This window comes from Priestia sp. GS2, assembly GCF_036409025.1.
GTDB lineage: Bacteria > Bacillota > Bacilli > Bacillales > Bacillaceae_H > Priestia > Priestia aryabhattai_A.
This window is the reverse complement of the sequence record NZ_JAZGJX010000001.1, coordinates 2,635,686-2,654,798: the sequence shown is the minus strand read 5'-3', so window position 1 is coordinate 2,654,798 and position 19,113 is coordinate 2,635,686. Positions and strand designations below refer to the sequence as shown.

The window sequence follows — 19,113 nt, the reverse complement described above, 5'->3', positions numbered from 1 at the left end:
GGAGAGGGAAACATGAATAAAAAAACATATCCTCACAGAAAAGAGACGCGCGCACTGATTTTTTTTGATTTTGATGAAACCTATTTTCCTCATGCGTGCACGGTTGAGCAGCTTGCGATGTTGCAACAAATGGAGATGTATTTACACGACGTATGTCATCAGTATCACGTGAAGATTGGCTGGGTAACCGGTAGCAGCATGGCACATATTGAGTCAAAAATGCAGAAAGCGAACTTAACCTATTGGCCTCATTTTATTTCCAGTAATCTTGGCACAGAGCTATATATGATTGATGAAGAAGGAAATACAAATCGTTTATCAGAATGGGAAGCCAAAATTGAAGCTTCCGGATTTTCAAAGGAAGCTGTTCAGTCGCTTTTACATCAGCTTTGCACTGATTATCAGGTTGTTTTAACGCCTCAAACGCAGTTTGGTCAACAAGGATATAAAATGAACTATTACTATTATACAAAATCAGAGCAAGATACTCATTCAGCCTTGGGGATTATTAGGAAGTTAGCTGATAAATATGAAGTGGAAGTAAATATTAACCGATGTAATCCAAAAGCAGGGGACCCGGAAAATGCGTATGATGTCGATTTTATTCCAAAAGGAACCGGAAAAGCAGCAACCGTTCATTTCATGAAAGCGTATTATGACGTTTCCCATCATCAGACGCTTGCTTTTGGAGATAGCGGAAATGATATTGACATGTTAAAAGCAGTGAAGCACGGCTATTTGCTGTTTAATGCAACTGATGAGGCAAAAAGCCTTCATGCTCAACATACATCAGCTGCTTATGGAGAGGGTATTATGGAAGTATGTCAACAGGTTTTTAGTTCGGTAAAATAACCAAAAACACCGGCTGCAGGTTCGCAGTCGGTGTTTTTGATTATTTTAAAAACTTTTTTACATACGGTGTAACCATTGGCTTAAAGTTTGTGTACAAATCTTTTGCCTGCTGGGCGCCGCCGGCAATCTTTGCATAATCCATATTGCCCTGATCGTCTTGAAAATAAGACATCCATTCAGCTACTTGAGATCGTCTTTGGGGACGTCTTCTTGCAAATCCAGGGAATGGGAAACCGGGTCTACGACGAGGTCTGTTTGAAAACATTTTTTTCACCTTCTTTTGCTTGTTATAACGTATTGTATGAAAACAAAGAGAAGAATGGAAAGGTTCCTGTCCTAAACTTTTTAAAATAAGTGAAAAGGTTTAAAAATACTACAATAAGAGAGTCGACAAATCCATCAGCGTGTTAGACAAAACATGACGCTTTCTGGATGGAAAAGCGTTATTTCCCCAGGAATTGTTGCAAACGACCTCTTTATTTGTAGAGATTTTACGTACGAAAGTCCCGTTTTCTAGGCATAATTCCCTTTATAATAAAGGGTAGTGAATGCTGAAAGGAGCGGTTGAATGAAATGGACAAGCGGTGTTGTAGTAGGAGCGTTGGCGGCATGTAGCGCAGTGATGGTAGCGGGTGTTCAGCATTGGGAAACAAAAATAGAGAGACAGGTGCAAGCGGCGGTGGTAGAACCAGCACAGCCTCACAAAAAGCAGTTTTCCGATGTGTCAAGCTACACAAAGCATTTACCGCCATTTTTAGTTAGTGCGATTGAAGATACATTTATAAAAGGCAAGCCCATCTCGCTTGTGCTGGTAGCGAGTGAAGAGGACGAGTGGGCATCTTTCGTAAAGAAATCTTTAGAAGCTACATACGGGCAAGATGTGTTTCAAATCCAAATCTATTCGTACCATGATCAAACAACAAAAGAGCTCGTTCATTCTTCTTTTCAACAAGACTTACAAAAGCTAAAGCCGAGCCTTGTTTTGGCTGAGATTCCAATGTTTGAAGATCAGAAAGAAACGCCAATTGATGATGCGTTGCCTGAACTTCAAGCATTCATTTCCCAAGTGAAAGAATTAAAAACAGCACTTATCCTTCAACCGTCATCACCGTATGCCTCTCAATATGAATCATACGAAGAAGCGGTAGCAGCCGTCGGGGGAAAGGCAAAGGAAAATCACGTTTACTATCTTAATCACGCTCCGTTATGGCCTTATGAAATCGCTCCTTATGTCACAAAAGAAAGTGAGCTAACAGAGGAAGGAAAGAAGCTGTGGGGAAAACATTTAAGCAGCTGGTTTACAGGAAAATAAACGGGTAACAAAAAGCATGAATGTCTTCATTCATGCTTTTTGTTTGGAGAAAGAATCAGCTGTTCTTTGTTGATGGTTCCAGGAGGTTGTTCAAGCCACTGGTTTTTAATCATAATATCCACTCCAGCTTTTGCATAACGCCCAATTTCAAGCGACATTCTTTCATAGTTAAACGCAAGATCGCTCCGTTGGCTAGCTGCAGCTGCCGTTGCGTAATTCCCCGTACCTGTAGCGCTTAATAAGCTCATGGGAAACATCATCAGCTTTTCAGAGAACACAGGCGTTGTTGAATTTGTAATACAAAGATCTGGGCTCATTGGAGCAGGGATATGATCGTTCAAAAGGGTATCTGCAAATAGCTTAATATGCTTTTTAGAGATCTCGTTTCCTCTCATCATAAACTGTTTTACTTCTTTAGACGTAGCTGTTTGAGCAAAGCTTAAGCAAATTTTATAGCCAATTAAGTTTGTTTGGATATTTAAAAATAAGTGTGAAATCTCCACGGCATTTACAGGCCGATTTTTGCTAAACAAATGAAAGCCGCTTATGTATTTCTTACTGTCGATGTAATCGACTTCACTTGGCATGCAGATGTAAGGTGGACGTGTGAGAATTCCTTTTTCAAGTGCTAATTTCGTCGTCTTTTCATAAAGAGAGGCCGTTTTATGCAGAGCAGTTGAAAAATAATCAATTAAGTCATATCGTGCACTCATCGCTAATGATCCGCTGTAGCCAATCATTCCAGCCTTTGACATGTGGTTAAGATAGCTAAGACAAAATGTATCCGTATATAAGCGAGGTGCATTTACATTGACGTCTTGCTTGCCAAATCCATTTGGAATTGCAAACTTTTCTTGGTGAAATAACTTTTGCAAACTGCTTATGTGCTCAGAAGACATTGTTAGAGCCTCTTTTACAAGCACGTGAATATCTTTATCTTCAATATGAGTTAACATATAAGCTAAAATACATGTCGCCATGCTGTCATTTACATAAGCTGTCCATAAAGATGCAATTTCAGCTGACGTTAAGTTGGGTAAGTGTTTTTCCATTCCTATTCCTCCAGTATCATTAGTTTTTCTCAAAGAGCAAAAGATTATGAGAAGCATTTCATAAGAATATGCCCTGCAAGAAAGATCTGGTCTTATGAACGGTAGAGAAAGATGGATATTTATAGTAGGGTGAACAAGGCACGTAGAAGATTTTGTATTTAAGCAAATGGAGAACCAAGTATCTCTACTTGGTTCTTTAAGATAACTGAAGTTTTTGTTGAAGCTTGCTTGTCAGCTGTTGAACCTCTGCTTCTGTTTTGGGGAATTCTTGTTTTGTAACGCTAGCAAATGCTGCTTTATAGTGCTTACGCATAAGTGAAAGGTCATCGAAAGTTAAATTTGTTTGTACAGTATTTGATAGCTCATTTAAAATAGGCTTTGCTTTTGTGAATGTCGGAATGGTAGCCACTTGTTTTACAATAGCTTTAGCAACTAGTATCTGACGATCATGAGCAGAGAGTACATCTTGTTCATGAACAGGCTGAAGATAAGCTAGCGTCTCTTCACCGTTTAACCTTACTTCACCTGCTGGAAATGTGCGTTCATCGTGCGTGAAGAGAGTTGGATTATTCACAATGATACCATCAAGCTTATCAACAATTGGTTTCAGGTTTTTTTGATTAATCATGACATAGTAGTCAATGGGAACACCAAGCGTTTGCTCCGCATTGTTCACCAGCTGCTCGGTAGATTGTGTGCGCTCTTTTAGGATAGAAGCTGTTGGAATGTTCGTCATATGAACATCTGAATCCTCTTTGTTAACGGTCATATGAACAAATGAGATATGCTCTTGGTTTTCCGTAATAAGAAGTGCAGAAAGAGGCTTTCCTTCCTTTAATGCTTCTTCTGACATTTGTTCCTTATGAGATAGAGGTACGTATGCAGCGTTCATAGCAGCTTTAACCGTTTCATATCCAAACATGCTTGTTCCAACAAATCCAATTAATAAAAGCAAAACAAGGCCACCAATCCATTCTTTTTTTGCTTTACTACTCATTGTGTCACCTTTTCTTTTTACAGTTTCGTTTTTATTATTTCCACGGAGGGTATAACCTTAAACAAGAATAGAATGTTGAAGCGAAAGGAAGGTGGTTGCACCAAAAAAAGATAGCCATAATCTGCTATCTTTTCCGATACTCTTTTGCATATTGTTTTAATGTATTTAATAATAATTGCTGCTGCTTTTCATTTGTAAATGCTTCAATTCCGTATAAAAATTCATGATTGGCTTTTTCTTTCCAAACAGCTAAACCAGTAACTGTAAGGTTCTCATCCAATAAAGAGAAATTAACAGTAAGCTCAATAGGCTTTTGAAATACTGGAAGATCTAGTGGAGTAATTAGCTTCATTCCTCTTGGAGATAAATCAATAACGGCAAGTGGACCAGGTTTGCTTTCGATCTCTTTTCCATCGAATTTTTTAATGAAAAACGTGCCAACAATAGGTTGTGTAAATGTAAAACGAAAAGGCTCTTCACGCTTATATTGCATAAAACAGCTCGCTCCTTTTAAGTAGGGAATAAATGGAGAAAAATGCATCCTTCAGCTGATGTATTCCTTGCTTTCTTCACATATAGTAAGAGAGAGGAGAGGCTTCTTTTGCTACTATTTCTCACTCCACTATATCGGTCAGTTACATTAAATCTATAGAAAAAGAAAAGGTGTTGTCAATATTTTATGAAATTTATGCATTCTTTTGTATCAAAATATACAGAAATGTTATGACTGAAACGAATAGGTGACAGTGTAAATAAAATAGTAGACAATAAGCATAGTAGGGTAGAGGGAGTGACAGAGGTTGAAGAAAGTAAAACAACGCAAAGAAAAGCGAATACTGTTTGACAAAAGTCAATTAGCACCGCTTAAAGTTGATTTGGAGACTAAAAGGCTGCTAGCTGAAGTTGGGCTACCGCGAGATGTTGCTCCATTGTTTGAATTCATGTCCTCTAAAAATCAGCTATGCACTTTGTGTGAGACGCTTCATTTATCTGCTCGCTATCAGCTTTATTGGTTTTTAGGGATGACAAAGCTAGGCGATCCTATCTGTTTACATGGTGACAATGGTAACATTGTACTTTTAGATGTTTCAAATGATGACTGTGAGCGTCTAATCAACTCATCGCTTGTACAGTTTTTGCAGTTTGTTGAACTATTTTACGACTATATCCAGCCTTTCGTATTACGAGATGAACGTCCTGAAGTGGATGGTCATGTTCCGAACGTATTGATTCGGGAAATGCGCGAGCGGTTTGAAGAAATTGATAAAGAAGCGATGAAACCGCATAGCTTTTGGAAATCCGAATTGGATTCGCTTTCAAAATAAGCCTCGCCTTGCGGCGAGGCTTTTTCTATGTCCGGTTCATGCTAACGGTAAACTTGTAGCGATCTGCTCTGTAAGCGGATCTTACAACTTCTAATGGCGTTCCATCTTCTAAAAATGTATAGCGCTTAATAAGAAGGATAGGAGCGCCTTTTGCTACCTGCAGGTGCTCTGTTTCATTTTCTGTTGCCACGATTGCTTCTAGGGTTTGAGTGGCATGTCCAATCTTAAGTTCACTTTGTTGTTCTACATGATTATAAAGCGACTGTTGGATAATAGCTTCCGTGACGCCTTTAATTAGATTAGCGGACATATAGACCGTTTCGATGGCCATAGGAATTTGATCTGCCAGTCGAATGCGTCTAATTTCATAGATGGGGTGGTGCACTGGAATCGAAAGCTGAGATGCAATTTTTGCTGGAGCCGGAACAATTTCAAAATGAAGCAAGCGGCTACTTGGCATGTAGCCTCTTGCTTTCATATCTTCTGTAAAGCTCGTTAAGCCAACGAGCTGTTGCTCAATTTTTTGTTCTGAGACAAACGTCCCTCTTCCTTTTTCACGGTATAAAAGGCCTTCGTTTACAAGGTTTGTAATTGCTTGTCTTACTGTCATACGGCTGATTTGAAACTGTGTTGCATACTCTCGTTCGGATGGAATCGCATCGTGGGGCTTAAGGTCGCCACTTTCGACTTGAGCGCGGATTCCATCTTCAATCTGTGTGTAAATCGGCAGAGGTGAATTTTTGTCAATCATGTGCAATTCCTCCTTTACATCGATCATACTACAATCTGTTATAAGTTTGTACGAGATAATGCTTTCTCATCAGCAATAATTGTAACGTTTTGATGATTTTTTAAGATAGAAGCAGGGAATTCTTCCGTTATTTTTCCTTCAAGTAAATGATAAATAGCATCTGCTTTATCTTCTCCCGATACTAATAATAAAATTTCATTGCTGTTCATAATTGAGGAAATGCCCATAGTCATAGCATGAGTCGGTACTTCATCAATAGACGAGAAGTAGCGAGCGTTTGCTTCGCGCGTAGAAGAAGCAAGGGTCACCACATGAGTTTTAGATGAAAAAGGCGTACCAGGTTCGTTAAAACCAATGTGTCCGTTATGACCGATTCCTAAGATTTGTAGGTCGATACCGCCATGTTGTTCAATCAGTGTTTCGTAACGCTCGCATTCTGCTTGTGCATTCTCTGCAGTACCGTTAGGAATAAACGTTTGAGTAAGATCTACGTCTAAATGGCCTAGGAGAGTCTCGACCATGTAATAACGATAGCTGTTTGGGTTATCAGCAGCAAGGCCTACATACTCATCTAAATTAAAAGTGTGTACTTGCGCATAAGAAGTTCCATTTGTTTGGTGATCTTGAATCAACTCTTCATACAAACCTTTAGGTGTCCCACCAGTTGCTAAACCGAGATTAATTGAAGGATTAGCTTTTACTTTATTAATAATAATAGTAGCTGCCATTTGGCTCATTTCTTTATAGTCTTTTACTGAGATGATGTTCATGATTGTTCCTCCTGTTTATATGCAATATGACCGCGACACACGGTTAGCTGTACGTCGAAATGCTTGTTCATGACAACGCAATCGCCATCTTTTCCTACTTTAAGACTTCCTTTACGATCGAAAACGCCAATTTGCTTAGCCGGATTAACAGAAGCCATCTGAATGATTTCCGGTATGCTACAGCCCGTAAAGTCCATCATGTTTTTCATTGCTTCATTCATTTTTAAAATGCTTCCTGCAAGAGTGCCATCCTCCAATGTAGCCATCGTTTCGTTAACCTGAACTGACTGACCTCCAAGATCATAAGTTCCGCTTTTTAACCATTTGGCACGTAATGAATCTGTGATTAAAATCAAGCGCTCGCTGGAAATTTGCTCATAAGCAAGCTTTACCATCTCTTTACGCGAATGAATGCCATCTACGATAAGCTCGGTGTATAACTCTTTACGTAAATAAGAAGCACCTAAAACGCCTGGCTCACGGTGATGAATACCACGCATGCCGTTGTAGAGGTGAGTGACGTGCGACGCTCCTGCTTGAATCGCTGCATCTACCTCTTCATACGTAGCGTCGGAATGTCCAATTGAAGCCACTACGTTTGTTTCTTTTAAATGCTTCACAAGATCTGTGCCTCCGGACTCTTCAGGAGCAAGCGTCACAAGTCGAATGTGGTTTTGAGCTAATTCTTGCCAGCGTTTAAACTGCTCGACGCTTGGCTGTTGAATGTGATGAAGAGGCTGAGCGCCTGCTCGTTTTGCCGAAATGAAAGGACCTTCTAAGTGAATGCCTATCGCTTCTGCTTGAGCGTCATTTTGGTTATTTGTAACAAAATCACCACATACTATGAGAGCGTCATTAATGGCTTCCACTGATTGCGTCATTGTAGTGGGAAGGAAGCTTGTTGTTCCTTCTTTTGGAAGAGTAGCAGCCATTTTTTGCAGCGCTTGTTCTGCAGCATCCATAGCATCTGCATTTGCAGCGCCGTGAATGTGTACATCAATCGCCCCTGGGACAACGATGAAATCAGGGGAATACTCAATAACTTGGTCGTCTGAACTTCTTTGATAATCGTGAATACTACCTAACTCTGTTATTGAGCCGTTTTCTATTTTAAGGTATCCGTTTGAATAGACGATTGTTTCGCCGTAAACCGTTACGTTGTATATGACCAGCGGTTTGTTCATAACATAGGTCTCTCCTTTGCCTTTATCAAATTTATATGATTAGTGTAGCGCGTTTAGGGTAAGTTGTCTAGACCAGTTGTAAAAATTTATGTTGTAAGTGTTTTCTTTATTTATAAATAAGCAATGTAAGCGCATAATTGGTATAGACAACTAGAACACCTCGTGGTAGGATGTTAGTAAATATAGAGATAAGGGGATGAAGAAATGTTTCAATTTTTACAACGCATTGGGAAGTCGCTTATGCTACCCATCGCCGTCTTGCCCGCTGCGGCATTATTGCTGCGCTTAGGTCAACCTGATTTATTAGATATTCCATTTATGGCGCAGGCGGGAGATGCAATCTTTGCTAACTTAGCCCTTTTGTTTGCTCTTGGCATTGCAGTAGGGTTATCAAAAGATGGAAGTGGGGCAGCTGCTCTTGCAGGTGTTATTGGTTATTTTGTTTTAACAAAAGGTGCTGTCGCACTTGATGAGACCATTGATATGGGCGTACTTGGTGGGATTGTAGCCGGTACTGTAGCAGGACTTCTATACAATCGTTTTTCAGATATAAAATTGCCGGAATGGCTAGGTTTTTTTGCAGGTAAACGCTTTGTACCAATTATTACGTCTGTTGTCATGCTTGCTATCGCCGGTTTGTTTGGCGTGATTTGGCCTCCAATTCAAGATCAAATTAATAACATCGGTGAATGGCTAACCGGTGCTGGTGCTCTTGGTGCAGGTATTTTTGGCTTTTTAAACCGTTTGCTAATTCCACTAGGGCTACACCATATTTTGAACAGTTTAGTATGGTTTGTATTCGGAGAATTTAACGGAGCGACAGGTGATTTAAACCGTTTCTTTAAAGGAGACCCAACAGCTGGAACGTTTATGACAGGTTTCTTTCCAGTAATGATGTTTGGTCTTCCAGCAGCAGCTCTTGCGATGGTAGCGGCTGCTAAAAAAGAAAAGCGAAAGCTCGTATCAGGAATGCTTATTGGACTAGCATTTACATCATTTTTAACAGGAATTACAGAACCGATTGAGTTTTTATTTATGTTTATTGCTCCTGTTTTATATGTAGTACATGCTTTGCTAACGGGAATCTCAATGGGACTTGCTGTTATGCTTGATATTCATCATGGCTTTGGTTTTTCAGCGGGGGCCATTGATTATTTCTTAAACTTTGGGATTGCGCAAAAGCCGCTTTTACTTGGAGGAATTGGCCTCATTTATGCAGCCATTTACTTTGTGTTATTTTATTGGCTGATTAAAGCGCTTAATTTAAAAACACCTGGTCGTGAAGATGATGAAATCGATGGTGAAGAAGCGGTGGTATTATCAGATGATAAATATGTGAACATGGCTGCGCACTTTATTGAAGGTTTAGGTGGAAAAGAAAATCTTGTTGAAATTGATAACTGTGCAACACGCTTGCGCCTACAGGTAAAAGATTCAGGTGCAGTTAACGAAGGACAGCTTAAGAAGAACGGTGCTCGCGGTGTGATGAAGGTTGCAAAAACGAGTGTTCAAGTCATTGTTGGAACGGAAGTCGAATTTGTAGCGAATGCGATGAAGCAACTTGTTCGAGGTGAAAAAGTAACGGCAAGTACATCGGTGAAAACTGAGCAAAAGCCAAACGAAGGTATACTTGAAGAATTCAGCTTACCGTTTGAAGGACTTGTTATGCCGCTTGAAAAAGTACCTGACCAAGTGTTTTCTGCTAAGCTTATGGGCGATGGGTTTGCGATTGAACCTGTTAATGATACGCTTTATTCACCAATTTCAGGTGAAGTCATGAGTATTTTCCCAACGAAGCACGCGTTTGGTTTGAAAACGGATACTGGGCTGGAACTACTAATCCATGTTGGAATCGATACGGTTGAGCTAAAAGGTGAAGGGTTTACAACACTCGTGAACGAAGGCGAACGTATTGAGCCTGGCACACCGTTATTACAAATCAATCTCGATTATCTGAAGAAGAATGCGACGTCACTTGTTACACCTGTTGTGTTTACTAATTTACCGGAAGGAAAAGAAGTAGAGATTAAAAAGACAGGTTATCAGAAACAAGGTACGAAAGGCGTTATCAAACTATTATAATGAAAGAAGCTGGGACATAAGCCTTTCAGCTAATGATCAATCCGAACTAGTGAGAGTTAATTACTCTTTTGTAGTTCGGATTTTTTATTGATTGTGAAATCACTGTTAGAGAGTTAGGAGAATGGAGCGTAAGACACGCAGCTTCTGCGAAGCGAGAAGGACTAGATGGGAGTCTCTGCAGCGAAATAAAAAGACTGGTTACTATAGCCTAAGTTCTTTAGAAAAGGCATAATTCGTTTTTGAGAAAAAACATTTCGCTTTGTTTCAGCTTCTTTAGTATAAGCGATAAAAAGAGCTATGATATACTACAAGAAGTAAGTACAGATAAGGGAGAAATTGTATGAACGAAACGTCAGTTACAAACATTATTCTTATGCAAACAGAAAAGTTAGCTCGTCAGTACGGCTATGATTTCTTATATGAACCGCAGGGAGATAAAACGCTTTGTCAAATTATTCAACGAGATGAAGATGGCTCAATTTTAGGAACGCCGCTTAGCTTTCATATCGACATGAACGAGGAAAAAGGAACTGGTCAAATTAGCTATTATCATGAGCAAGGTGAATTCAAAAAGCAAGATGTGAGTGTATTTGAAGAAAACAGTTTAGTTAACGTATTTCTATTTATTCAACAGCGACTTCAAATTAATTCGTAAGAGAGCTGGGCATAAGTAATTCAGTCAATAATAAACCTGAACGGTTGAGAGTTCGTCACTTTTAATCGTTCAGGTTTTTTGTTGGTTGGAAAAAATCAGTTTGGCAATAGAATAAAAAGCGAGTGGTCTTAGTGCAATGGAACGAACGCGTTCATCTTCTTTGAAATTTGTTTTGTTATGTCTCGTTCGCTTTTTATTGTGAAAAAAGGCTCGTTTTCCTTTCTTTTAACATGATGCCAAATCAATGTTCATATACATATCATCGTTGAGCTTTTGGAAGATCGAAAAAAATGAAGCAAAAAGGAGGAGAAGGGATAGCCTTCTATCGAACTATAAAAACATCTACTTCGTTAGGGTTTTGTATATTCATATTTTTGGTAAAAAGTGATGAAAATGGTTTTAAACTAGTTATGTAGGGTACTAGAAAATGAGTCTTTGTATCTGTTGATGGGTCTCTTTTTATCAGCTAAACGAACTAAAAATTGTCTTTTTTTGTCGAACGACTAGAAATACTGGTAATGATTCCTTATCATGTACAAGGGACCAAACAAACAATTATTTACAGGAGGGTGTAAAACACATGAGCGATGAAAACAAAACAAGACAAGAAACTGCTGCTTCCTTAGAAACAGCTCCAGCTCCGAAAAAAGCACCGACAAAACTAATTATCGGATTGGTAATTTTATTCGTGCTTATCGGCGCAGCAGTTACGTTTGGCTATGTATTCATGAAATCACCAAAGCAATTATATTTAATATCTGAAGTGAATACATACAACAAAATGACAGAAGAAATTGAAACGAAATATGGCGAAAGCTTAGCATTCCAGGAAAAAGCACTAGAGCAACCATCAAGCTCAGCTGCTTCTATCAGCGGTGATTTTTCAATGAACTCACTTGCTGCTGATCCATCTTATCAAATGATTCAAGATATGATTAGCAAGTCGACGATTAATGTGAAAACAGAACAGGATCCTAAAAAACAAGAAACATACGGCTCATTAACGCTTGATATCGGTAACACAAAAGCACTTGATGTAGAGGGTTACCAAACAAAAGAACAAATTGGTTTTAAAGCACCGATTTTAGCAAATCAATTTTTCTACTTAAATCTTGATGAATATGGTCAAGTTATGCGTATGTTTGACCCATCGTATACAGGTCCAGATAAGTTAGAGTTAAATCAAATTAAGTTAGAAGATTTAGAGCTAACAGAGAAAGAAAAGAAAGCAATTGCAACAAAATACGGAAAGTTCTTCTATGATAACTTAGATGAAGACTACTTCACAAAGGAAAAGAACGCGGAGTATAAACAAGGCGATGAAACGTTAAAATTCACGCGTCTAACGCTTGAAATGAATCAAGAACAAACTGAAAAATTTGTTCAAAAGCTAGTAGCTGAAATGGCAAAAGACGATGAGCTACAAACAATCATTGCAAAGCGCGTTGCAACGATTGCTGAATCATCTGCTGCAACAGACCCAGAGATGGCTGAACTAACAGATGAAAAAGAAGTGAAGAAGCAACTAAAAGAAGGCTTGGATGAATTTAAAACAGATGTGAAAGACCTTAAGTTCCCTAAGGGCTTCAAATCAACAGTTTACATCAACGATGATGAAGTAATTGTGGATCGTAACGTAGAGTTTGCTGCAACTTCAGCTGATGACGAAGACAACGTAGGAAATGTAAAAGTGGCTACAAAAGATGTAGAGTATGGGGATAACAAGCGTGCTCAACAGCTAGCTCTTACAATTGGAAATGACAACAATGATAGCAAAGTAGCACTTGATGTAACAAACGATATTACAGCTGACGGAGATAAGAGCTCTGAAAAGTTAGTTGCTAGCATTGACGCTTCTGATTCAACAACAGAAGACCTAAACTTAAAGTTCACAATGGATTCAGTTGTGAATGGTAAAACGGATGCAAAACAAACGGCAGATCGCAAATTCACGCTTGACTTGGGCGACCAAGCTCCTGGCTACACATTCAGCGGTGATCTTAAGCAAGATCAAAACATCGATGCTTCAAAAGGAAAGTCAGATTACAAGTTTGATATTAACTTAAAAGTTGGTATGCCGACAGATTCAGCTGATATCAACTTAAAGATCAACTCAAATTCTGAACTAAAAGACGCGGCGGATATTCCAGCGGTTGATTCTAAGAACGGTAAAAACGTAAAAGATATTACGCCAGTTGATTTAATGAAGATTCAAGAAGAGTTCTACACAAACTTACAAGGGTTAATGATGGATCTTGATATTTCTTAATCTTAACGGTTAATAGTTCTTACAAAAGCGGATGACGTGTAGCATGTCATCCGCTTTGTTAAATTTATCCGATTTGCAGTAGGTCTGAATCTACTTGTACAACCATATAGTAAACTATCATATCTAGTTACAATTCTAATGTAATCATGCAGGGAGAGAAGAGCAGGTGAAGATATTCTTTTATTTATGCTCATTCACATGGAAGTCGATGCTAAAAAACTGGAAGTCTTTTAGCCTGCTTCTACTTGCTCCTGTTCTATTTTTAATAGGAGCAGGAGTCATATTAACAGAAACAATGAAGGATGAAGCACGGATACAAAAGTTTCCGGTGGCAATTGTTGATGAAGATGATACGCTTCAAACAGAATACGTCATCAAACAGTTAACGGAAAGTGAACAGCTAAGCTCACTTATCAATCCTGTGTATCCAACAAAAGCAGAAGCACAACAAATGCTGTCCAAAAACGATATTGCAGCGCTTGTTGTGTTACCAGATGGATTTAGTCATTCAATTGCAACGGGAGAAAACATGCCTCTTGTTGTAGTGGGGAATAAAAACAAGCCGCTTCAAGCTCAGCTGTTTCGCTATGTGATGGATAGCGCAGCTGACTATACATCAGCTGCTCAAAGCGGAATTAATACAATTGATCACTTTCTACAAGAAGAAGGAGCCAGCACGGCAGAGAGACAAGCTGAATTTCGTCGTAGCCTTCTTTCGTTTGGGCTTCATGTTCTTGATCGAGGAAGCGTGTTTGAAGAACGAATAGCAACATCTTTGTTTCAGCAAGATATGAAGCAGTATTATATTCTATCATTCTTTTTATTACTGCTTATGATTTGGACCTACAGCAGCATGCTTTTTGTAAAGGGACTTCATTCACATGCAGTGCTTAAGCGCATGCAGACTCACGGAGTATCCTCACTACACGTTCACCTCGCCCAGTTTAGCTGTATGTTCTTACTCGTTTTCGTTTTATCGCTAGGATTATACGCAGTAGGAATAGAGAAGCTTGGCTTGTCACTATCGTACACGTGGGGTCAACTGGTTGGCAGCGTTGCCGCTAGTGCATTCGCTTTTTTAGCAACGTTTGCGCTCTTACAAGCTATCTTTACGAGTGAAAAGATGTATCAGCTAGTAGGCATTCTTTTGCTTGCTGCAGCCTCTCTTGTAGGCGGGCATATTTTACCTAGCGTTTATTTACCAGAGTGGTTGCTACCCCTTCAGGCCTGGTCGGTTAACGCTTGGTCGCTGCAAATGATGTTTGGTTTATTCGGAGGTTATGAGTCGGTAGACTGGTCGGAATCCATGACTTGGCTTGTGGTTTACGGGCTCACTGCTTTTAGTTTGTCTCTCCTCTGGACGGCACTGTTTCAAAAAAGGAGAGTGAGCCTATGAATCTCATGATGGAAAAGCTAAAGGGGATTATCCGAAAGCCATTTTTACTTATACTTCTTCTGGTGGTGCCTGCTGCAGGTGCTTATGTAGGCCAAATGTTTCTTCAAAACGTTGAGAACGATGTGAAAATTCCAGTTGCCATTGCAGATGAAGATCAAAGTGAGTTTTCCAAACAAGTAATTCAGCGGGTTGCTACGAATGAGAGAATCAAATTGACAGCTACAACGGCGGATGAAGGAGAGAAACAGCTGCTTCGAAACGAAGTTGATAGTTTATTTATCATTCGAGAAGGCTTTATGGACAATATTAAAAAAGAAGATTATGAAGAAACGATTGAGCTGGTGAAAATGCCAGCATCAGTTGCTACGAGCGTTGTAGAAGAAGTGATTGCCAGTGAGGTAACGCGCTTATCAAGTAACAGTAAAGCAGCTATTCAAGTAGAACGCCTGTATGAACGCTATCGTTGGAAAAAGCCCGCGACTCTATGGGAAGATGCGTATCGCTATACGGACGAGCAGTGGAAGCCGGAACCGTTAATGACCATTCAATATGTGACTGATGGACAAGAAGGTGCACAACCAGATCAAAAACAACAGATTATAAATCGCTCTGTTCCGCTGTGGGGCTTTTTGACACTTATTGTTTCGCTTATGGCAATGGAATGGGTTCTAAAGGAAAAAGGGCCTATTTTTAAGCGAATGAAGACCGTTCCAAAAGGTGTTATGTCTTATGTAAATCAATCGGTAGCAGCATACGGGTTTATTTTGATTATCCAAACAATCCTGAGCTTTTTCTTCTTTTTGAAAATCGGAGCGGTGACAGATAGCAGAGTGCTGTTGCTAATGCTCCTATATCTCTGCTTTTGCTTAGCTTTTAGCTTTTGGCTAGCTACGGAATCGCGTCATATCGGTCGCTACTACATCGCAGGATTGTTACTTGCCATGATGTTCAGTATTATCGCGGGCGTATTTTTCCCAATCAGTGACATAGCGGAGCAGCTAAGCACAATTGCTACATGGATTCCTCAGCATCTATTGGTTACGCAGCAGCTTGTACTTGCTAAAGAGCTTTGGATGCAGCTTGGAACAATACTAGTCATCACCATTTTATTGTGGTTAAAAGCAGTGTGGAATGTGAGGTCGATTACATGATTTCAATTGAAAAAGTAAGTAAGCGTTACGGAAGAAAAAAATCATTAAATAAAGTATCTTTGCATGTGAAAAAAGGTGAGGTGCTTGGGCTATTAGGACCAAACGGTGCTGGTAAGTCTACGCTTTTATCTATTTTAGCAACGCTTACTAAGCCTTCTAGCGGCGAAGTGGTCATCAACGGTCAGCGATTAAAAAAAGCTAAAAAGCACATTCGTAATCAAATTGGCTACGTCCCGCAAGATATTGCGCTGTGGGAAGAGCTAACGGTAAAAGAAAACATGCGACTGTGGAGCAAAATGACGGGGCGATCGGTATCAGACGATGAGCTCAAAACGCTTTGTAAGTCCGTACAGCTAGAGGGGAAATGGAGCGAAAAAGTTCAAAGCCTATCAGGGGGAATGAAGCGAAAGCTCAATATTGCTGTTGCGCTCATTCATAAACCGGCGATTTTACTTATGGACGAGCCGACGGTTGGAATTGATTTGCAGTCGAAAATGGAGATTGGCAGATACATTCAAAAGCTTACGAGAGAAGGAAAAACAGTCATTTATATTACGCATGACTTAAATGAAATTCTCGGTTTATGTCACCGGTTTGCTGTGTTAAAAGAAGGAGAAATACAGTTTATCGGTACGATGGAAGAAGCGAGAAGCGCAACAAGACAAAACAGTGACGAAGCGGTTATCTATCAGCTCCTTCATCCAGCGGTGCAGCGCGGTTATTAGAACCACTACCTAATAAAAAAGAGAAATGAAGAGTAAAAGTGTCTAAGTGAAAAACTTAGGCACTTTTTTTACAGAACCTTCTAAAATTGTGTCGAAATTAAGATTGTGAAATTGTGAACAAACTTTAACAAAATGGTGAACTGTATGGTCAACTATAAAAGAAGTTTTTATACTAAGGGCTACAATCTGCTAAGAGAAGGGAGAATTCTCTTCATACATAAAGGAGGAAATGTTTGTGTTTGAGTATGATCCGGTCTTGTATAGTCGAATCTTAACCGGTTTAACACTAGCTGTGCATACGATTTTCTCAACATTAGGAGTCGGAGTTCCGCTCTTGATTGCACTTGCTGAATGGATAGGAATTAAACGAAACGATGAGCACTACCACTTACTTGCTAGAAGATGGGCACGCGGATATATCATCACGGTAGCTGTTGGTGTTGTGACAGGTACAGCAATTGCGCTGCAGCTAAGTTTACTATGGCCAAACTTTATGCAGGTAGCTGGTCAAACGATTAGCTTTCCGCTTTTTTTAGAAACATTTGCTTTCTTCTTTGAAGCTATTTTCCTCGGAATTTATTTATATACGTGGGATCGCTTCAAAAACAAAATGTACCACTTGCTGCTGCTAATTCCAGCTGCGCTTGGTGCAACGGCATCAGGTTTCTTTATTACAACGGTAAACTCATTTATGAACGCACCGCTTGGCTTCACGTATGAAAACGGAGTGTTGTCAAATATTAACCCGATCGCAGCGATGTTTAACCCGGCGACGCCGACAAAAGTGTCGCACGTTTTATCATCCGCGTATTTAACGTCTGCGTTTGTGCTTGCAGCTATTGCAGCTTTTGCGATTTTACGAGGGCGAGATCACGTTTATCATAAAAAAGCCCTGCATTTATCAATGGTCGTGGCGTTTGTATTTGCCATTGTAACGGCACTTGTTGGAGATTTATCAGGTAAATATTTAGCAAACTACCAGCCTGAAAAACTCGCAGCAGCTGAATGGCATTTTGAAACAATGGAAGAAGCTTCATTAATTCTAGGTGGTATTTTAACCGAAGATAACGAAGTGAAGTACGCGCTTGAAATTCCGTATGCGCTCAGTATTTTAGCACACGGAACTCCAGGAGCTGAAGTTATTGGGCTTGAAGAATATCCTGAAGAAGATTGGCCTCCACTTGTTGTTCACTATATGTTCGACTTGATGGTTGCAATTGGAATGGGACTTGCGCTTATTTCATTTATTTACATTGTAATGAAAAAGAAAAAATCATGGAATCCGCTTAACAAACCGCTTCTTAGCTTAATTGTAGCCGGTGGACCGCTAGCGATGCTTGCGATTGAAGCAGGATGGTTCTTTACAGAAGAAGGCCGTCAGCCTTGGATCATTCGAGGCGTTATGCGCACAGCAGAAGGAGCGACAACGTCTCAGCACGTTGATATTATGCTTTATTTGTTCGCTGCTTTATACGTTATTTTAATTGTATCGGCCGTGACGGTTCTGATTCGTACCTTTAGAGCAAATCCTGTTGAAAAAGAATTAAAAAAACGCGGGATTGAATAGGGAGGACTACTATGAGCTATGAAGTAATTGGTATCACCGTACTATGGACATTTTTATATGGCTATTTAATCGTTGCTTCCATTGACTTTGGAGCAGGTTTCTTTAACTACTATGCGTCGGTGACGGGGAAAGGACATGTTGTACAAAAAGTCATCAACCGTTACTTGTCTCCAGTATGGGAAGTGACTAACGTATTCTTAATTTTCTTCTATGTTGGACTCGTTGGTTTTTTCCCGTCGCTTGCGTATTATTACGGAACGGCATTGTTGGTTCCTGGAAGCATCGCCATCATCTTAATTGCGCTTCGTGGTTCTTACTATGCGTTTCATCATTATGGAAACAAAGGGCGCCTAGGCTACCAGCTTTTATACGGAGCAACGGGACTTTTGATTCCTGCTTCGCTTTCCATCGTCTTGACAATTTCAGAGGGTGGTTATATTAAGCTAAACGGTACAAGTGTCTCGCTTGACTACGGGGCGCTGTTCACCAGCTTTTATTCATGGGCTGTTGTGCTTCTTGCAGTAGTGAGCGTTCTGTATATTTCCGCTTGTTTTTTAACCTTTTACGCGCACAAAGCAGGAGATGAAGGGGCGTTTCGTATCTTGCGCAAATATGCATTGTTTTGGAGCACACCTACGATTTTGGCTAGCTTCCTTGTATTTTGGTCCATGTCAGATCATAACAGCGAACACTTTGCGAAAATGTTAGATGTATCGTGGTTATTTGCTTTGTCATTCTTGTTCTTTGTGGGAGCTGTTTATTTTATTTGGAAGAAAAAGCGTCTCGGTTTATCGTTTATCTTTGTTATGCTGCAGTTTGCCACAGCGTTTTACGGATACGGAGCGGCGCATTTGCCGTATTTACTCTATCCGCACGTAACAATCTATGATAGCTTCACAAACGATACAATGGCCATCACGCTTATCATTTCCTTTGTTGCAGGGCTTTGCTTACTCGTTCCATCATTATACTTATTGATGCGACTGTTTCTATTTGATAACGAGTATGTGCAGGGTAAGAAGTGA

Annotated in this window: 18 protein-coding genes; 11 read left to right on the top strand and 7 right to left on the bottom strand. The window is 39.8% G+C overall.

Annotated elements, in window-relative coordinates:
• Positions 1–12 precede the first annotated feature (12 nt).
• On the top strand, positions 13–852 hold the full coding sequence (locus tag V2145_RS13610) for an HAD-IIB family hydrolase (RefSeq protein ID WP_330987843.1): 840 nt from the start codon (positions 13–15) through the stop codon (positions 850–852).
• A gap of 40 nt (positions 853–892) precedes the next feature.
• On the opposite strand, the gene V2145_RS13605 is transcribed toward V2145_RS13610, so the two are convergent.
• Entirely contained in the window at positions 893–1,117 is a 225-nt protein-coding gene (locus tag V2145_RS13605; RefSeq protein WP_210608691.1) for a hypothetical protein, read from the bottom strand.
• A 303-nt stretch (positions 1,118–1,420) separates the two neighbouring features.
• Between V2145_RS13605 and V2145_RS13600 the strand changes: the two genes are divergently transcribed.
• On the top strand, positions 1,421–2,164 hold the full coding sequence (locus V2145_RS13600; RefSeq protein ID WP_330987842.1) for an SGNH/GDSL hydrolase family protein: 744 nt from the start codon (positions 1,421–1,423) through the stop codon (positions 2,162–2,164).
• A 26-nt stretch (positions 2,165–2,190) separates the two neighbouring features.
• Here V2145_RS13600 and V2145_RS13595 read toward each other — a convergent pair whose 3' ends face one another.
• From V2145_RS13595 to V2145_RS13585, 3 genes are all read right to left on the bottom strand, one after another.
• Positions 2,191–3,216 (bottom strand): DUF3231 family protein, encoded by a 1,026-nt coding sequence (locus V2145_RS13595; protein ID WP_330987841.1) that lies wholly within the window; start codon positions 3,214–3,216, stop codon positions 2,191–2,193.
• Between the two features lie 196 nt (positions 3,217–3,412).
• On the bottom strand, positions 3,413–4,213 hold the full coding sequence (locus tag V2145_RS13590; RefSeq protein ID WP_330987840.1) for an LCP family glycopolymer transferase: 801 nt from the start codon (positions 4,211–4,213) through the stop codon (positions 3,413–3,415).
• A 124-nt stretch (positions 4,214–4,337) separates the two neighbouring features.
• A complete protein-coding gene (locus V2145_RS13585) occupies positions 4,338–4,706 on the bottom strand; it encodes a PilZ domain-containing protein (RefSeq protein ID WP_094911693.1) in 369 nt (122 codons plus the stop codon).
• A gap of 307 nt (positions 4,707–5,013) precedes the next feature.
• Between V2145_RS13585 and V2145_RS13580 the strand changes: the two genes are divergently transcribed.
• Positions 5,014–5,538 (top strand): SUKH-4 family immunity protein, encoded by a 525-nt coding sequence (locus V2145_RS13580; protein WP_311858824.1) that lies wholly within the window; start codon positions 5,014–5,016, stop codon positions 5,536–5,538.
• Between the two features lie 25 nt (positions 5,539–5,563).
• Here the strand turns inward: V2145_RS13580 and V2145_RS13575 are convergent, their stop codons facing one another.
• From V2145_RS13575 to nagA, 3 genes are read right to left on the bottom strand one after another with little or no spacing between them, the layout of a single operon-like run.
• Positions 5,564–6,289, bottom strand: coding sequence for a GntR family transcriptional regulator (locus V2145_RS13575; protein ID WP_131887028.1), 726 nt, complete (start codon positions 6,287–6,289; stop codon positions 5,564–5,566).
• A 38-nt stretch (positions 6,290–6,327) separates the two neighbouring features.
• A complete protein-coding gene (nagB, locus tag V2145_RS13570) occupies positions 6,328–7,059 on the bottom strand; it encodes a glucosamine-6-phosphate deaminase (protein WP_094911690.1) in 732 nt (243 codons plus the stop codon).
• A complete protein-coding gene (gene nagA / locus V2145_RS13565; protein WP_330987839.1) occupies positions 7,056–8,243 on the bottom strand; it encodes an N-acetylglucosamine-6-phosphate deacetylase in 1,188 nt (395 codons plus the stop codon). The genes nagB and nagA overlap by 4 nt, the downstream gene beginning before the upstream one ends.
• Positions 8,244–8,447: 204 nt before the next feature.
• Here nagA and nagE point away from each other — a divergent pair, with 204 nt between their 5' ends.
• The 8 genes from nagE (at position 8,448) to V2145_RS13525 (ending at position 19,113) form a co-directional block, all read left to right on the top strand.
• Positions 8,448–10,325, top strand: coding sequence for an N-acetylglucosamine-specific PTS transporter subunit IIBC (nagE, locus tag V2145_RS13560; RefSeq protein WP_311858820.1), 1,878 nt, complete (start codon positions 8,448–8,450; stop codon positions 10,323–10,325).
• A 340-nt stretch (positions 10,326–10,665) separates the two neighbouring features.
• Entirely contained in the window at positions 10,666–10,980 is a 315-nt protein-coding gene (locus tag V2145_RS13555; RefSeq protein ID WP_094911687.1) for a hypothetical protein, read from the top strand.
• Between the two features lie 580 nt (positions 10,981–11,560).
• Positions 11,561–13,249: a DUF6583 family protein gene (locus V2145_RS13550; RefSeq protein ID WP_131887024.1), complete on the top strand. Its 1,689-nt coding sequence runs from the start codon at positions 11,561–11,563 to the stop codon at positions 13,247–13,249.
• Between the two features lie 166 nt (positions 13,250–13,415).
• The gene (locus V2145_RS13545) at positions 13,416–14,645 is read left to right on the top strand and encodes an ABC transporter permease (protein WP_131887023.1); all 1,230 of its coding nucleotides are present in this window, start codon (positions 13,416–13,418) and stop codon (positions 14,643–14,645) included.
• Positions 14,642–15,796 carry an ABC transporter permease gene (locus tag V2145_RS13540; protein WP_330987838.1) on the top strand — a complete coding sequence of 385 codons (1,155 nt, stop codon included), beginning with the start codon at positions 14,642–14,644 and terminating at the stop codon, positions 15,794–15,796. The genes V2145_RS13545 and V2145_RS13540 overlap by 4 nt, the downstream gene beginning before the upstream one ends.
• Positions 15,793–16,521, top strand: a complete 729-nt coding sequence (locus V2145_RS13535) for an ABC transporter ATP-binding protein (RefSeq protein WP_094911683.1) — start codon at positions 15,793–15,795, stop codon at positions 16,519–16,521. The genes V2145_RS13540 and V2145_RS13535 overlap by 4 nt, the downstream gene beginning before the upstream one ends.
• A gap of 235 nt (positions 16,522–16,756) precedes the next feature.
• On the top strand, positions 16,757–18,088 hold the full coding sequence (locus V2145_RS13530) for a cytochrome ubiquinol oxidase subunit I (protein WP_094911682.1): 1,332 nt from the start codon (positions 16,757–16,759) through the stop codon (positions 18,086–18,088).
• Between the two features lie 11 nt (positions 18,089–18,099).
• Positions 18,100–19,113, top strand: coding sequence for a cytochrome d ubiquinol oxidase subunit II (locus tag V2145_RS13525; protein WP_094911681.1), 1,014 nt, complete (start codon positions 18,100–18,102; stop codon positions 19,111–19,113).

What these genes read in the sequence shown, in the direction of transcription:
- V2145_RS13610 (WP_330987843.1), top strand. Translation starts at nt 13, where the DNA reads ATGAATAAAAAAACATATCCTCACAGAAAAGAGACGCGCGCACTGATT.
- V2145_RS13605 (WP_210608691.1), bottom strand. Translation starts at nt 1,117, where the DNA reads ATGTTTTCAAACAGACCTCGTCGTAGACCCGGTTTCCCATTCCCTGGA.
- V2145_RS13600 (WP_330987842.1), top strand. Translation starts at nt 1,421, where the DNA reads ATGAAATGGACAAGCGGTGTTGTAGTAGGAGCGTTGGCGGCATGTAGC.
- V2145_RS13595 (WP_330987841.1), bottom strand. Translation starts at nt 3,216, where the DNA reads ATGGAAAAACACTTACCCAACTTAACGTCAGCTGAAATTGCATCTTTA.
- V2145_RS13590 (WP_330987840.1), bottom strand. Translation starts at nt 4,213, where the DNA reads ATGAGTAGTAAAGCAAAAAAAGAATGGATTGGTGGCCTTGTTTTGCTT.
- V2145_RS13585 (WP_094911693.1), bottom strand. Translation starts at nt 4,706, where the DNA reads ATGCAATATAAGCGTGAAGAGCCTTTTCGTTTTACATTTACACAACCT.
- V2145_RS13575 (WP_131887028.1), bottom strand. Translation starts at nt 6,289, where the DNA reads ATGATTGACAAAAATTCACCTCTGCCGATTTACACACAGATTGAAGAT.
- nagB (WP_094911690.1), bottom strand. Translation starts at nt 7,059, where the DNA reads ATGAACATCATCTCAGTAAAAGACTATAAAGAAATGAGCCAAATGGCA.
- nagA (WP_330987839.1), bottom strand. Translation starts at nt 8,243, where the DNA reads ATGAACAAACCGCTGGTCATATACAACGTAACGGTTTACGGCGAAACA.
- nagE (WP_311858820.1), top strand. Translation starts at nt 8,448, where the DNA reads ATGTTTCAATTTTTACAACGCATTGGGAAGTCGCTTATGCTACCCATC.
- V2145_RS13555 (WP_094911687.1), top strand. Translation starts at nt 10,666, where the DNA reads ATGAACGAAACGTCAGTTACAAACATTATTCTTATGCAAACAGAAAAG.
- V2145_RS13550 (WP_131887024.1), top strand. Translation starts at nt 11,561, where the DNA reads ATGAGCGATGAAAACAAAACAAGACAAGAAACTGCTGCTTCCTTAGAA.
- V2145_RS13540 (WP_330987838.1), top strand. Translation starts at nt 14,642, where the DNA reads ATGAATCTCATGATGGAAAAGCTAAAGGGGATTATCCGAAAGCCATTT.
- V2145_RS13535 (WP_094911683.1), top strand. Translation starts at nt 15,793, where the DNA reads ATGATTTCAATTGAAAAAGTAAGTAAGCGTTACGGAAGAAAAAAATCA.
- V2145_RS13525 (WP_094911681.1), top strand. Translation starts at nt 18,100, where the DNA reads ATGAGCTATGAAGTAATTGGTATCACCGTACTATGGACATTTTTATAT.